Below are 16,199 nucleotides of genomic sequence, written 5' to 3'. Positions count from 1 at the left end.
TTTTGTAAACCCCGGGCTCTTTATTTAACATGCGCACTATCTATAACAAGGGTATTGTAAAGGTGGGAAACCGATGAATTCATCTGTATTACTGCGGTTCTTCAAGTCACGCAAGCTAAGCTACATTATAGGCTTCGCCTTCATGTTCGCCGCCTCCTTCATTCAAACGCTGTTCCCCAAGGTGCTTGGCAGTGCGGTCGATCTGATGAAGAATAACGGCTTTGAGCCGGGGCAGGTGCTGACCCAGGTCTTCTGGATGGTGCTGATTGCCGCTATCATCTTCCTCTGTACCTTCCTCTGGAGAAACATTATTATCGCAAACGGGCGGAACCTGGAATGCTACATCCGCGAGGAGCTGTACCGGCACTTCCTGAAGCTCTCTCCCGGATTCTTCAGCAGCCGCAAGACCGGCGACCTGATCGCTTATGCCATCAACGACATTTCAGCGGTGCGCATGACCTTCGGTCCGGCTACGGCGATGTCTTTTAACGGAATTGTTATCTGTATCTCCTCGGTCTATTTCATGTTCGCGTCAGTCAGCCCCAGCCTCACTCTACTCACATTGTCCCCGCTCCCCTTCATCATTCTCCTGATGCTCTTCAGCGGCCGCAAGGTTCAGACCCGGTTCAGAATCGTACAGAATCAGTTCGGCGCCGTCTCGGACAGGGTTCAGGAGAACATTTCGGGCATCCGCGTCATTAAGGCCTATGTGCAGGAACGCTCTGAAATGGAGAAATTCAGTGAGTTGAGCAGCCGTATGAAGCAAGCCAACCTGGATCTGATCAAAGTGTCCGCCGCCCTTCCTGCGATGATTGAATTCGGCTTCGCCGTCTGTTTCGTCATGAATCTGATGTTTGGCGGCCGGATGGTGCTGCGGGGGGAGATCAGTATTGGTGACTTTGTCGCTTTTAACGGCTACCTCAGTCTGATTGTAAGTCCAATTGTGTCGATCGGACGGATCGTGACGATATTCCAGCGCGGGTTGGCTTCACTCGGAAGATTAAATGATATTCTGCGGGTTCAGCCTGAAATCACGGATCTCCCCAACGCTGTCCCTATTCAGCCGGAAGGATCTATGGAGCTGCGCCAGCTGACTTTCTATTACGAAGGTTCCGATGTTCCGGCACTGCATGAGATCTCGCTCGTTCTGCCAAAAGGACACACGCTGGGAATCATCGGCAGGACCGGCTCCGGCAAAAGCACCCTGGCCTCCCTCCTCTTCCGCTTCTTCAACGTGAAGCCTGGGCACATTCTGCTCGACGGGCGGGATATCAACGATTATGCCCTGGACCCGCTGCGGGAGGGGCTTGGGGTTGTGCCGCAGGATACCTTCGTATTCGCCGCCTCCGTGAAGGACAATATTGTCCTGTTCAAAGACGGCTATACGGACGAGGATGTGCAGCATGCCGCAGCGCTCAGCCAAATTGCCGGAAGTATCGAGGCGTTCCCGGACGGCTATGACACTCTGCTGGGTGAACGCGGTGTGAACCTGTCCGGCGGACAGAAGCAGCGGCTCGCAATCGCGCGGGCACTGATCCGGAAACCGGCCATCCTGATTCTGGACGATGCGCTGTCAGCGGTGGATGCGGTAACGGAAGGGCAAATTCTGAACAGCCTGCGGCAGACCCGCAAGGGGAAGAGCAATATCCTGATCTCGCACCGGGTATCGGGCATCATGGAAGCCGACGAGATCATCGTACTGGATAAAGGGCGCATTGCCGAACGGGGCACCCACGAGCAGCTGCTGAAGAAAGGAGGCATGTATTATGACATCTATACCGAACAGCTTGAAGAAGGAGAGGTCTGCTAGACGGGACAAATCCGAAGCTGGTGCAGTAAGGCTCCTGCTGCGGTTATCTGCCCCTTACAAGTTCCAGCTTCTGCTTGCCTGTCTGTGCGTGGTGATTGTAAATGGCGCTTTTCTGATCCAGCCGCTGATTCTGCAGCGCGTGATCGACCACTTCCTGATCGGAGGCGCTGCTCAGAGCGGACTGAATTCGATTGGAGGCTTAGCCCTGCTGTATGTGACCGTAGCCGCGGCTGGCGGAATCTTCTCCTATCTCCAGGCGCTGATTGCCGGCAAAGCGGGACAGAGCCTGATCCATGAGCTGCGGGTCAGAGTGTTCTCCATCATTGAACGGCTCCCCCTGCCTTATCTGGACCGCACCTCCTCCGGGCGGCTGATTACCCGGGCCACCAACGACACCGCTGAGATCAGCGAGCTATACACCGATGTGGTCATCTCGCTGGTCAAGGATGTCCTGCTGCTGCTGGGGATAATCTACGCCATGCTGCTGCTCAGCCCGTCCTTAACGCTGGTCTCTTTTACTGTGATTCCGGTGATGGCCTTCCTGGTTCTCTTCATTAAGAACCGGATCAAAAAGAACTTCTTCCATATGAAGCACTTTATTGGACAGATCAACGGGTTCATTGCTGAGAGTATCTCCGGGATGCGTGTTATCCAAAGCTTCCGCGCAGAAAAGGAAAAAGAGGATCAATTCCTGAAGCTGAACGGGGAATATTTCAAAACCACCCTGATTCAGGTCCGGCTCAACAGTGTGCTGAAGCCCGCCTCGGATATGTTCCAGAGTCTGGCCGTAGCCATTCTGGTCTGGTACAGCATCAGCCGGATCTCCGGCGGCAACCTGCAGATCGGCGTGCTGTTTGCGTTCACGACGTACATCAAGCAGTTCTTTGGCCCCATCTCCGACCTGGCCGACAAGTACACCTCCATACAGTCTGCCCTCGTATCCACAGAGCGTATCTATGAGCTGATCCGTGAGGAGGACCGCCTGGAGCAGCCGGATCGCGGCTTATCGATGGACCGCCTGCACGGAACCATTGAGTTCCGCCATGTATGGTTCGCCTATAACGACGCCGACTGGGTGCTGAAGGATGTAAGCTTCGTGATTGCTAAAGGGCAGACCGCCGCCTTCATCGGTGAGACCGGTGCAGGCAAAACTACAATTATCAGTCTGATCAACGGCTTTTACCGCGTGCAGAAAGGCGAGATTCTGATTGACGGTGTCAATGTGAACGATATCCGGCTGGATGATCTGCGGCGGAATATTTCCGTTGTCCTCCAGGATGTCTTCCTGTTCTCCGGCACGATCCGCGACAACATCACCCTTGGCGATGATATTGCCGAGGAGAACGTGCTGGAAGCGCTGCAGGCCTCCTGCGCGGAAGAGTTCGTGCTGGGCTCTCCCAGCGGGATGGAGGGCCCGGTCACTGAGCGGGGCGGCACTCTGTCTGCCGGCCAGCGGCAGCTGATCTCCTTCGCCCGGGCCATCGCCCATGATCCGGCGATCTTCGTGCTCGATGAAGCCACCGCTAACATCGACACACATACAGAGAAGCTGATCCAGAAGGCGATCGACAACGTCGCCAGCGGCAGAACGACGCTGATCATCGCCCACCGGCTGTCTACAATTGCCGGAGCAGACCTTATCATTGCGATGAAGGAAGGCCGGATCGCCGAATCCGGACATCCCCGTGAGCTGCGGCAGCGGGGAGGATATTATGCCGAGCTGCTGGAGGAGAGCCGGAGTCATATTATGAGTTCGTGACGGCGCTGCTCACACGGGGAATAATATAGTGCTTGGCGGGGCTTATCTTAGCCCCATAGCCCATCGGGGAACCTCAGCCAGTCAGGCGGACTGAAAATCCGCTATTTGCCGAAATGGGGCAGATTTGCCGGCAAAGCGGACTCAGATTCCGTTAATTGGCCTGCGACAGCCTGTTTCAGGCTCAAATGAGCAAGATAGCTGATTCTCAGTCCGCTTAAGTCCCGGAAAAGTTTTTTTCAGGGAAATAAGGTCTTCTCAGTCCGTTTCATTCTGCTGACGGTGCGCTCACCTGCTAAAGCACCAAGCAAGCTGCAGCTTATCTTCGCCAGGCTCTGTCCTGCAAAAAAACAACAACCCCCAAGCGGCTTATCGCTTGGGGGTTGTAATGATGCGGCTGCTACATTTCTTTGTAAATATTATACAGAAGCATTGCCGCTTCCGCGCGGCTGGCTGTCTTTACGGGTTGAATCATTCCGCCGTCCCCCTGAATCCATCCGGCTTCAAGCATGCGGTTCACGGCTTCTGCGGCATAACCGGCTACAGAATCCAGATCCCTGATGCCTGCCGCCGCGGTCCCGGCAGTACTGCTATCAGAGGACGGAGCATGGATTCCCGCAAGCTCCAGCGCTCTGTCGGTCATGACAATCATTTCTTGTCTCGTAATCGGCGCAGCCGGAGCAAAGCTTCCATCCGTGCTGCCGCTGACGATCCCCAGCCTATGGGCAGCATTCACCGCTTCATAGAAGTAGCTGCCCGGCAGCACATCTGTGAATCCGGATGCTGCGGCCCCGCTGCTCTCCAGGCCGAATGTACGCATCAGCATAAGAGTATAATCAGCTCTGGTGACGGCCGCGTCCGGGGCGAAGGAATGGGCGGAGACGCCATTCAGAATGCCTGTAGACGCCAGTACTGCAACCGGCCGGCTGGCCCAGTGTGCAGTCCCAAGATCAGCAAAAGATATGCGGTTTAATACCACAGCATAAGTGCTGAAGTGGCGGACCTTAAAGCTTATTGCTGCGGATTCCGGTTTATAGCGGCCTCCGGTAACCGGGTGGCTGAGGCCGTTCTCATCAATATGCCATATGGCCAGGAATTCAGCATTCAACAGTTCGGCGGTAGTCAGCTTGTAGGGAATGCTGACCTCTACCTGCGCTGAACTATTCTTCCAGCTCAACTCCTTGCCGCCGGAGCTGATAGAGAGTTCCACTGCGGGTCTTCCTCCGTTTGCAGTGGTAACCAGTGAATTCGCGGCGGTTATATCCGCTGCAGAAATCTTCAGCACCACCGTATCTTCCAGCACCGCCTGTTCACCCTCCAGCATCCCGGCGGGCAGAACTACTGTAGCCAACGCTGTCTGAATCTCCAGCGTCTGCCCCTGCGCTGGTGCGCTCAAAGCTGTGGCGGGCAGTGAGATTTCATAGGCGGCAGCGCCTGCGGACGGGTTAACGGTCACCGTTATCCGGTTCCCGCTGTTGCCCTCTGCCGCCGCAAGAGCAAGCGCCTGCTCCAGCGCTTCCCGGGTCAGGGCCACCTGCGCCGTTGCCGCTCCGGCAGCGGACTGCGGGTTCGCGGTCAGCTTACCGCTGCTGACCGTCACAGCCGGCAGCACAGCAGTTAAACTGCCGGTGCCGCCGGAATTTACCGGAGCAGTCCCTGTCTCCGGACTGGTTCCCGGCTCCGTTGTACCCGGATCTGTTCCCGGCTCCGTCGTACCCGGATCTGTCCCCGGCTCCGTTGTTCCCGGATCTGTCCCTGGCTCTGTTGTTCCCGGATCTGTCCCTGGCTCCGATGTTCCCGGATCTGTTCCCTCAGTCGTATCCATAATCCGGATAGCCACAGTGGCATCCTTACCCTGGTCGAAATCGAAGACCAGCGTTATCGTACCCAGCGGCTGCTGAACGAGGTATGAAGTTGCGATGCCGTACACATTGCCGGTGACGCTGTAATCCGTTTCGCCCAGTTCCGTCCCGCCACTGCGGATCGCTGAGAGCGTATTGCCGTTCCACTCTACTTCAAGCATAACCGGCTGACGATTTGCCGGATTCTTATCAAAGACTGCGGATAACGGATTCACTGCGGAATCCCTAATCTCAGGCTCAGGCTCAGGTTCAGGTTCAGCGGGAATATAAGTTCCTTCCCAGTTGACAGTAAATAGATAGGTTCTATAATCCGTGCCATCTGCCGAGGCAGTCGTCACAGCAATTTCACTGACGCTCTCCCTAAGCGTAATCTCTTCAGAGGCTTCGCTGCTGCCGGTCACTGTTCCATTCACGCGGATCTCCGTGCCGGATGCTCCTGCCAGCGGCATTACCTTCAACCCGTATACGCTTGCCGGAACGCTCACCGTATAGCTGTCCTGATCATAAGCAAATGCGGGAGAGAGCGATAATGCCTCACCTTTGCTGCCAGCAATCCGCAGGTTCCGCAGGGTAGAATCAAGTGCAGCAGGTGTACGGTTAATAATTACATTAACTGTGCGTGCTGTAACGCCGTCTTCGGCAGTAACAACTACCGGAATGGTATTAACGCCTTCTTCCAGCATAACCTCTTCTGAAGGCTGTCCGCTTATAGCTGCCAGACCATTGATAGTCAAAGAAGAAATGTTTGGGCTGTTTACCGTCGCTGTCAGCTGTACAGTCTCCATAAAGTACGGAACCTCCAGACTGTAATCCTCTCCTTGTTTGGTCAGAGGGCCCAGATCCGCCGTAACCTCTGTTATTCCGGCATCATTACGCTCATAGGGAATTCCTTGATAGAGCTGTACATTATCGATATAGGCCGTGCCATAATTAGAGCTGTTGGCGTAGTAGTCAATGCGGCCGATATCGGGAATTTTATTACGGAAGGCGGCCTGCTGGACGACTGGAATATCATTGACGTACAGATCGAATTTGCCGGATCCGGTGTTCATCACCAGCCGCAGGTTGTACCATGTACCCGGTTCATAAGGCATTAGATTAGTCGAAGTTCCGCCCTTGTAAGCGACAATCTGCCCTTTGGAAAAAGCCAGCGATACACCCACGTTCGTACTCGCTGTTCCGGCACTGCTATAAATATAAGGCAGGCTGATCCAGTTCGTACTGCCCGCATTGTCGAGCTTCATGACATCGGCCGTCAGCGTGACTATACCCTTCAGACTTCCGGCAGCAAAGGTCTGCGCCATGGAGGTATTGCCGCTATTGCTGCTGCGGGTAAGCTTGATGCTTTTGTCGGAGGCACTTGGCAGTTCAGCTGCCCCCACACTCCCGCCGTTAGCCGTCACCGTCCAAGGTTCGCCCGGCTTGGCATCTGTGTCCAGATCATTGTAACCGGAAGCACTCAGCAAGACCGCCTGCTTGCTTACCACATACAGCTCAGATACGGCCGTGTTGAGCGCTGGCTCCACATGAATGCCGGGCACCTCTGCCGTTCTGAAGCCCTCTTTAGCCGCGGAGACTGTATAATTCTCCCCTACCTCCACTGCCGGGAAGCTGTACAGACCGTTAAGATCACTCTCAGCGCTCAGTACAGGTAATCCATCCAGCATAAGGGTCACTGTCACTCCTGCCGCTGCAGCCAACCCGCCATCCAGCACCCTACCGGTGATGGAGCCTGTTGCCGCGTTAGAGGTCAGCCGCAGATCGCGGGTAATGACATTGCCTGCCTCAACGCTGAAGCTCCCGGTTTCGCCTGGAGTATAGCCGTTCTTAACGGCCTGCAGGTTGATGCTGCTGCCGACAACGGCACCTTTAATGACATAATAGCCGGAGTTGTCCGTAACGGCCTGCAGCCCGCTGCCGGACAAATCACTTACCGTGACGCCGCTCATGCCATTGCCTGCGCTGTTCGTCACCCTGCCAGCCACAGCTGCTGTGTTCAGCGAAGCATCATAATACTCGAATGCCCCGGGATCAGCGTTACCATTGTAGAGCGGTTGCCCTGCGAAATCTTGTACTCCGGAGCTTTCAGCCAGAATATTCACTCCCCGGTTAACCAGCATAGATTCCGGCTTCAGCTGATATATGCTGCCGAGGCTGCCTAAAGCAGGTCCGTCTGCTTCAGAACCGGATATACCCTTCCCCGGATCTGTCAGCTGCGGGTTACCGGTCAAGGCATGAAGATCGCCTGCCGGGGGCGTAAGTGTGCCAACCGTAGAATAGTAGCTGTTATTGTCATAAGTAATCGTCGGGCTCACCGTCAGTTCCTGAACGGCGCGGGTTGTATACAGAATATTGTTGCGGATGTTGTAGGTGGCATTCAGCGAGGTACCGTAGCCGTAGATCATATACCCGCTGGCATCATTATAGATCGTATTGTTGTATACCTCAGCTACTGCTTTCTTGTCCGAATGCAGGTAGATCGGATAACGGGTATTGCTCTCCAGCACATTGTAGCGGATGATGGTATCCCCGAAGCTGAACTGGCAGATCAGAATACCGTCCCCGTTGTCATGCACATAATTGTACTGGATCAGCATTTTGGTCGTTCCCTTGTCAGGGTCAATGCCGTTGGAATCCGCTCCGCCTGCTTTTTGGGAGGTCTTGAACACCTCGTTATACTGGATGACTATATCATCAGCATAATAAGTCTCAATCCCGGAGGTGCCTGCACCTTCCACTACGTTATTCTCTACGACCGCACCTCTTACCCCCGTCAGATACATCGCATTGCAGCCGAAATCCGTGTCCTTCTGCGTAATATAGTTGCCCCGGATGATGATGTTCGTATGAGGGGTGAATTTCGGATCACTCTCACTGTCGCGTGTACCCCAGCCGGTGCTTACGACACCGCTGCTGCTGTCCCCGCCGCCATCACCGGCATACTGCTTGAATATGATCCCGCCGAATGACGTGTTCTTAACCGTTGAATTCTCAATAATCACATCGTTGAAAACAGTAGCCTGCTGCGGGTGCTTCGGGTCGGCAACCTTTGTGTCGAACACAATGCCGCCGGTTTTCTTCGATCCGTCCCAGCCGGTCTTGAAGCGGATTCCCGGGTCAGGTACCGGCGGCACAGTGCCGCTGATCCAGGCGATTTCTCCCGATACATCATGCACATCTACACCGCTGATACGGATATACTCAAGCTTGCCGGCATCCGCGCCCGTGACATGGATTCCGCGGAAATCGCCTAGCGACTGGGCGAAGCTGTCCGTTACCGGCGCGGTATTCGATACATCCAGATTACGGATCTCCCAGAATTGCTGATTACTCAAGGTAATCGCATCGGCATGTTGCCCGTTCGCCTTGATCTTAGGCTTATCCCCGCTGCCGTAGCGGTCAATGATAATCGGCTTGCCTGCGCTGCCCGAACCCTGGGGTGCCAGCGTCTGGTTATTCCATATACTGCCGGATTTCAGCAGAATCCGGTCACCCGGCTGAAAGACCGTACCGTTCACTTTGCCCAGCGTCTGCCACGGACTGCTGTCAGCCGTGCCCGGATTGCTGTCGCTGCCTGCAGTACTGTCAACATAATAAACGGTGCCCGAACCCTGAGTTGTCTTTGCCTCTGCCGGGCCTGCACCCGGAAACATTCCAAACAATATTACCGTAATGATCAGCACGGACAGCCATGATTTACTTTTGCTACACCTGATTGCCTTCATAATAATAACTAACCTCCCCGTAACCTATTTTCCGCCTCCCGTAAGAAAGCGTTATCATGAGTACGTGCCCATTATAAAGGATCATTCAGCTTCTCCATGAGAGAGAATAGAACCGGAATCTTTCACTTTAGAACACAAATGCATTCCATTCCGCGGTTGTTCTTTCAATTCTGGACTATCTTGTACAAAAAGAACCAGCCGCACCTGCGGCTGGTCCCGATAGCGGATTATTTGGTTTCCGCAGCGTATTGTTCTGCCAGCTTCAGCAGCTCTTCATAAGCTTTGTCCGGTGTGGATTGCTTGAACTGCAGTTTTTCTACAATCGTTTTGTAATCGTTCTTGAAATTCCCCCAGCCTTGAGGGTCATTGATGAACTGCTGCGCATCCGGCGTTACCTTGTTCAGGAAATCAAGCGAAGTTTTGTCCGCATCGCTGAAGGTAGGCGTGAGTGCTTCAATCACTTTGGAGTTGATTGGTGTACCGCGTGTCAGACCCAGCGTCTGGCCGGCTTCCTCATTGTTCACGAACCAGTCTACAAATTTGACGGCTTCCGCCTGGTTGGCGGACTGGGCATTAACGCTCCAGAACATTCCCGGCTTCAGCCAGCCGCCTGCTTCCGTACCGTACGGCATAGAGGCATAACCGAATGCACCCGGCTTCAGGGCTTCAATGGAGCCGACCTGGTTAGAGAACAGGTGACGCACTACGGCATTGCCGTTGATGACGCTGTCCAACTGCGGGTCAAGCTCTTTATCGGTAGTGGTGATATCGGCCGGAGTCAGGATGCCTCTGTCACGCAGCTCATTCATTTTGGTCATGAAGCCGATCCATGTGTCCTTGTCGATGCTAAGATTACCTTCGGCGTCGAAGATATACCCTTTGCCCATGCTGTATTGATAGGCGGTGTAGTCTACCAGATCGGCGCTCTGATCAGCGAACACATATTTATCCTCGCCAAGCTTCGCTTTGGCCGCTTCACCGAAGGCATAATAATCATCCCAGGTCCAGCCGAAGTCCGGCGCTTCCAGGCCCAGCTTCTCAACAACCGTCTTGTCATATACCATACCAAGTGCAGCAACACCCAGCGGCATAGCGTATTGGGTACCGTTTACTTTACCGCCGTCTACAGTAGCAGCCTCAATATTATCCACATTGACGTCCTTCAGATCAGCCAGCAGCCCTCTGGCCGCATAATCATTCAGATAAGCCGCATCCATCTGGATGATATCCGGCGCGCTTTTGGCGGAGTATTGTACAGCCAGCTTGTCAAAATAGCCGTCCCAGCCGGAAAACTGCGTCTGAAACGTAACATTCGCATTCAGCGCCTTATATTGGTCGAGCGCCTTCAGTGTAGCGTCATGTCTTGCCTGGGACCCCCACCAGGTTAATGTGAGCGTCAACGGCGTGCCGGCGTCTCCAGTTGCTCCTGCCGGAGCTGTGGTAGCCGCAGCTGTAGTGCCCCCCGCGGTAGTGCTGTTCGCTGCGTTATTAGTGTTGTTTCCGCAAGCAGCAGTCGCTGCAACCATCGTCATTAAAGCGATTGCAAGAAAACTTTTTTTAACCTTCTTCTGCATTTCAATTTCCCCCTTCTGTCAGCTGAGCCAACATTTATAGGTCGATATTATCACCGGGGCTATTCACCGTATAGAAGAGTAATGAACACAAATCTTTCAATATCCACTTCAATCTAGCGTTTGATCAGCTCACTGGGACTGACACCGCAATACTTCTTGAACAGGGTACTGAAATATGGAACATTCTGGTATCCGACCATCTCCGAGACCTCATAGATCAGATGGCTGCCTTCCAGCAGCAGCGCTTTGGCCTTCTCAATCCGCACACGGATAACGTAGTTGGTGAACGTTTCTCCGGTCACTTTCTTGAACAGCTGATTCAAATAATTCTTGGAGATATACAGCTGCGAGGCCAGAAGCTCCAGCGTAATATCCTCCGCATAATGCTTGTGGATGTATTCCGTCATGAATTGTACCGCTTTGCGGTGCTTCTCCTGAATAGCCGGAACCTGCGCCCGGCGGAGGCTGCGGAGCTGTGTCTCCAGCCATTCTTCAATCTTCGGAAGCTCCGTCATCTCACTCAGCTCGCGCAGCGCCAGCCCTTCATCATCGCTGCGGCCGGGAATTCCGGCCATCAGCATGGCGTTATGCAGCATGGTCCAGAGCTCCGCTGCCAGCATTCGGAAGGATACCGGATCCACCGGCATTTCCGGCTGTCTGCGGTGCAGGTACAGGCGGATCAGCCGCATGACTTCATCGTCACGCTCTTCCTGCAGCGCTTTGGTTATACTCTGGTAGTAATCGGTCAGCAGGGACACCTCAACTGCTGCAGCCGCTTTTCCATCATCCGGATTATTCCCGCTTTGCAGATTCAGCGGCTGCTTGGCGAACAGTCTCTGCAGCGCCTCGTCGCCGGACGGTTTGATTCCTCTCCAGCCGGATTTCGCAGTGCCGGTTCCGAAGCGGATCTCAAGTCCGAGATAGGTCTTCATGCTGCCCACCATCAGCTCTCCCAGCCGGTCTGCAGCCTGCCCTATTGCCTGCTCCCCCTCCCGCTCTGCCGATGGCAGCAGCAGTGCTCCATGGTTGCCGAACAGCCAGACGAAGCAGGTGTCCGGCCACTCCCGGCCGGATACCTCGGCAACAATGTTGGAGACAGCGAATTTGAACAGGCTCCAATCCGCCAGGGAAATACTGCGGATGCGTTCGGTCCACAGCACCTCGATGATCATCACCGTATATTTCCGTTCCTTAAGCAGCTCCGCCGGAACCGATGCTTCGGAGCTCTGGCCCCAGCCGTTCAACTCGCCAGCCAGCCATTCCTCAAGGCATAGCTCTTCGCGCCGCTCAGGTGACTGCACCTCTCCAAGATTCAGACGGTGCAGATAGGTCTCCTCCAGCTTCTCAATCGTTTCCGACAATACGCTGCGGATCTGCTCCACCGTCACAGGCTTGGTCAAATAATCATCCACCCCGAGGCGGAGCGCAGTCCGGGCGTATTCGAAATCATTGTATCCGCTTAAGATCACGAACCGGCCGGCGAAATCCCCGGCTTTCAGCTGTTCGATCATCTGAATCCCGTTCATCACAGGCATATAAATATCGGTCAGGACTATATCCGGGTTCACCTCGGCAATCAGCTTGAGGCCTGCCTCGCCATCAATGGCTTCACCGGCAAATTCGGCGTCCAGCTCTTCCCAGGGAATGACTTTACGGAGTCCCCTCACGACCTGGAAATCATCGTCAATGATCACTACTTTCCACATGCTGCAATCCTCCTTTATGAGATGGTGTATGGACTATAGGCAGAAGGATGACCGCCTGTGTACCGCCATCCGGTGAGTTGCCCAGCGTGAAGCCGTAGGGTTCACCAAACAGCGCAACAATCCTTTCGCGGACATTCCGCAGCCCGTAACCACCCTTGGCACTCCGCTTCTCCTGCCAGTTCTCCTGCAGCTGGCGGCCGTTATCTGTCACTTTAATCTGCAGCAGCCGGCTATTCTGGATACTGACCGCAATAGTTAACGATGCCTGCTGTTTACCGTGGAACCCGTGTATGAAGGCATTCTCGACAAACGGCTGCAGAATAATTTTGGGCACAAACAGGTTTCGGGCCTCATCTTCGAGCAGCACACGGTAATCCAGGCGGTCCTCCCAGCGGATCTTCTGGAACTGCAGATAGCTCTCAATATGGGCCAGCTCCTCCGACAGCGGTACAAGACTATCACTGTTCGATAGGGCGAGCCGGAAAAATTGTCCCAGATGCGCCAGCATATTGCTTATCTGCGGCTGCGAAGCCTCAATCGCCATCCAGTTGACCTGATCCAGCGAATTGTAGAGGAAATGAGGGTTGATCATCATCTGCAGCGCTTTAATCTCAGCAGCCCGCTGCCGCTCATGCTGCTCCTCCAGGCTCTCATAGAGCTCTTCAATCCGGTAGGTCAGCTTCTCATAGCCTTGGAACAGACGGCCGAATTCATTCCGATAATCTTCAGGCAGCGAAGTCCGTTTACTTAGTGAAAAATTGCTCATTGCTTTCAGCAGCAGTCCAATCGGCTTGACGAACTGACGGGACAGGAATACAGCCAGCAGCAGAATCAGCACAATGGTGGCGATCCCGAATGCCAGAATAATTTGCGTCTGCTTCAGGCTTCCCGCCGTGATCTGACTCCAGGAGGTAATCTCTACCAGTGACCACTGGGAATCGAGCGAGGAGGACCATACGAGAAATTCGTCACCGGTCCGCTTGGCGCCGTTCGTCTGAGAATCGAGATGGGTCTTGATCTGCGCCTCATTCTGCACGAAGAAGCCGGGGTCGCCTGTAGCTGTAATCAGCTTGCCCGTGGCATCAAGCAGTGCCAGGTTGGAGCGGTTGTCCTCCGTGGCAATCAGCGACTGAAAGGCCGGAACCCGAACATTGAAGATCATCACAGCAATCGACCGGTTAAAGCGGTTATGGACCTTGCGGGCAAAGCTAATCACCGAGGTATCCCCGCTGTTGGTCTTGATAATCCGCTCTCTCAGCCAGCTGTAATCGGAGTTGCGCAAATCCTCATACCAGACCTCCTGCTCCATCTGTGCAAGCGGCAGGAACTGTACAAACTCCTGCACATTATAAGTCGGCGTCATATCCGAATAGACATGGATTGACTGCAGGATCGGCATCCCGAATACATAGTTGTTCAATTGGGAGCGGATACTGGCTTGTCCCCGCACCCGATCATACGGGGTGCCATTCAGCATCGCTTCATACTGGTCGCTCAAATTCTGAGCAGCCGTATTGGAGCTTTGCTCAATATCCACGAGATTGGTGTTCAGCTTCTTATGCAGCTCAATGAGCAGCTTCTGCTGGTAATAGGATGTGTTGCCGGCAATTTCTCTGGACCCGCTTACATAACTGAAAAAGACAGTCACGCCGACCAGGGCTGCCACAATCAGCGCGAAGCCAAAGAAGAAAACAACATCGATGCGCAGCGTTTTAAAGGGGTTAACCCGCATGTGGAATCCTCCTGCTATATCTCATGAAACCTGTATGGTCCTAATCATAGAAAGAAAGCCGCGAACCATCGCAGCTTTAATTCCCTCTTATTAGATAATTTATAAGGCATCCTAGCCCTTCAACGCCCCCGCAGACATCCCTTCCACGAAATGCTTCTGGGCGAGGAAGAAGATCAGTACGGACGGAGTAATGGATAGAAGCGACATGGCCAGCATCTGGCCCCACGGCACTGATCCCTGTGAATCTATGAACAGCTTAAGTGCGAGATTGATCGTGTATTTTTCAACAGTATTAATATAAAGCATCTGCCCGAAGAAATCATCCCAGTTCCAGAGGAAGGCATAGATCGCCACCGTAACCAGCGCAGGCTTCACCAGCGGCAGCATAATTCTCCAGTAGATGCTGAACCAGGAGCAGCCGTCGATTTTGGCCGCCTCATCCAGCTCTTTGGGGACGGAGCGCATAAACTGGACTAACAGATAGATGAAGAACGGGCCGCCGATCCCGCCGGCGAACAGATGGGGAATGTAGAACGGCAGATAGGTGTTGATCCAGCCCCAGCCGCTGAACATGACATACTGGGGTACAATCGTAACCTGGGTTGGCAGCATCAGGGTAACCAGCATAATGGCGAACCAGAAATTGCGCAGCGGGAAATCAAGTCTGGAGAATGCAAAGGCAACCAGACTGCAGGAGATCACACTTGTGAACAGCACACCTAGTACAAGCTCAAAGGTATTGAGATAGAAGTGGGTAAAAGTAAAGTTCGGCACCGATACCCAGCCTTCGGAGAAGTTGGCCCAGTGCGGAATCTTCGGGAACAGACCCGCCGAACTCATCTCCTCATTCGTCTTCAGCGAGGCACCCAGCCACCAAAAAATCGGATACATCATAATCAGACTGACGACGAGGAGAGATACATGCGTTAATATTTTTTTGCTTGAGCGGGTAGCATCCATTATTTCTTGCCTCCTTGCGATTCATAGAACACCCAATATTTCGAAGTTCCGAACAGCACGGCCGTGAACAGCCCGATCAGCAGCAGCAGCACCCAGGCCAGCGCCGAGGCATACCCCATGTGGAACTTGGTAAAGGCTTCTTCATACAGATACATGACGTAAACAAACGTAGATTTCACCGGACCGCCGTTCGTGATGACAAATGCCTGGGTGAACATCTGGAACGTATTGATCATCGTCTGAATGGCATTGAACATAATGATCGGTGAGAGCATCGGCAGTGTGATCGAGATGAACTGGCGGAATTTGCTGGCTCCGTCCACAGACGACGCTTCGTACAGATCACCCGGGATCTGCTTCAGTCCGGCCAGGAAAATAATCATCGACGAGCCGAACTGCCAGACCATCAGCAGGATCAGCGTACCCAGTGCATACTTCGGATCCGCAATCCATGCCGGTCCCTTGATCCCGAAGATCCCCAGGAAGTCATTAATGAAGCCGTTGCGGCTGAAAATATTCTTCCAGAGAATCGATACGGCGATACTTGTCCCGATCAATGAGGGGAAATACACCATCGTCCGGTAAAAGCTGATCCCCCTGATCTTGCGGTTCAGCAGCATGGCAATCGCCAGGGCGAACATCAGCCGCAGCGGCACGGTCAGCAGCACGAAGGTAATCGTGATCCGCAGCGAAGACGGAAACACATCATCCTGGGTGAAGATTCTCGTGTAGTTGGCAAATCCGACCCACTCCGGTGCTTCCAGCAGCGAGTAATCGGTAAGCGAGTAATACAGGGACATAATCATCGGCCCCAGGGTCAGCAGGAAAAAACCTATTAACCACGGAGAGAGAAACAGATAGCCGGCGAGCGGAGATTCCCAGCGTTTGATCCGTGTTTTGCCAGGCGGAACCGTTTTCAAAGAACCCGCAGGGGCTTGCTTTGCAGCAGCATTATTCATGAATTTACTCCTATCTTCCTTCTGTATCGGAACTTTTCTTTTATTATAGATTGACAGGGGCCGGGCATGAAGGAGGGTAATGAATGCTTTTCTTTCACTATTGATCAATTCTCGC

Annotated in this window: 8 protein-coding genes; 2 read left to right on the top strand and 6 right to left on the bottom strand. The window is 53.8% G+C overall.

Translation table 11 applies throughout. The features are described 5' to 3' along the window. Positions 1-73: 73 nt before the first annotated feature. Positions 74-1,810, top strand: coding sequence for an ABC transporter ATP-binding protein (locus NSU14_RS04455; RefSeq protein WP_340943149.1), 1,737 nt, complete (start codon positions 74-76; stop codon positions 1,808-1,810). Then, positions 1,767-3,569 (top strand): ABC transporter ATP-binding protein, encoded by a 1,803-nt coding sequence (locus tag NSU14_RS04450; RefSeq protein ID WP_340943146.1) that lies wholly within the window; start codon positions 1,767-1,769, stop codon positions 3,567-3,569. Before NSU14_RS04455 ends, NSU14_RS04450 begins: the two co-directional genes overlap by 44 nt. A 397-nt stretch (positions 3,570-3,966) precedes the next feature. Here NSU14_RS04450 and NSU14_RS04445 read toward each other — a convergent pair whose 3' ends face one another. From NSU14_RS04445 to NSU14_RS04420, 6 genes are all read right to left on the bottom strand, one after another. Beyond that, on the bottom strand, positions 3,967-9,153 hold the full coding sequence (locus NSU14_RS04445; protein WP_340943144.1) for an S-layer homology domain-containing protein: 5,187 nt from the start codon (positions 9,151-9,153) through the stop codon (positions 3,967-3,969). Between the two features lie 227 nt (positions 9,154-9,380). Continuing rightward, positions 9,381-10,685, bottom strand: coding sequence for an ABC transporter substrate-binding protein (locus NSU14_RS04440; protein ID WP_340943141.1), 1,305 nt, complete (start codon positions 10,683-10,685; stop codon positions 9,381-9,383). Positions 10,686-10,840: 155 nt separating this feature from the next. Further along, on the bottom strand, positions 10,841-12,433 hold the full coding sequence (locus NSU14_RS04435; RefSeq protein ID WP_076245084.1) for a response regulator transcription factor: 1,593 nt from the start codon (positions 12,431-12,433) through the stop codon (positions 10,841-10,843). Further along, positions 12,411-14,165 carry a sensor histidine kinase gene (locus NSU14_RS04430; protein WP_076245086.1) on the bottom strand — a complete coding sequence of 585 codons (1,755 nt, stop codon included), beginning with the start codon at positions 14,163-14,165 and terminating at the stop codon, positions 12,411-12,413. The genes NSU14_RS04435 and NSU14_RS04430 overlap by 23 nt, the downstream gene beginning before the upstream one ends. Before the next feature lie 111 nt (positions 14,166-14,276). Further along, on the bottom strand, positions 14,277-15,125 hold the full coding sequence (locus NSU14_RS04425) for a carbohydrate ABC transporter permease (RefSeq protein ID WP_076245089.1): 849 nt from the start codon (positions 15,123-15,125) through the stop codon (positions 14,277-14,279). After that, positions 15,125-16,084 carry a carbohydrate ABC transporter permease gene (locus NSU14_RS04420; protein WP_076245091.1) on the bottom strand — a complete coding sequence of 320 codons (960 nt, stop codon included), beginning with the start codon at positions 16,082-16,084 and terminating at the stop codon, positions 15,125-15,127. The genes NSU14_RS04425 and NSU14_RS04420 overlap by 1 nt, the downstream gene beginning before the upstream one ends. Positions 16,085-16,199: the final 115 nt, after the last annotated feature.

The organism is Paenibacillus sp. FSL R10-2771, assembly GCF_038000205.1.
Classification (GTDB): domain Bacteria; phylum Bacillota; class Bacilli; order Paenibacillales; family Paenibacillaceae; genus Paenibacillus_AQ; species Paenibacillus_AQ phytohabitans.
This window is presented reverse-complemented; position numbering and strand designations above follow the sequence as displayed.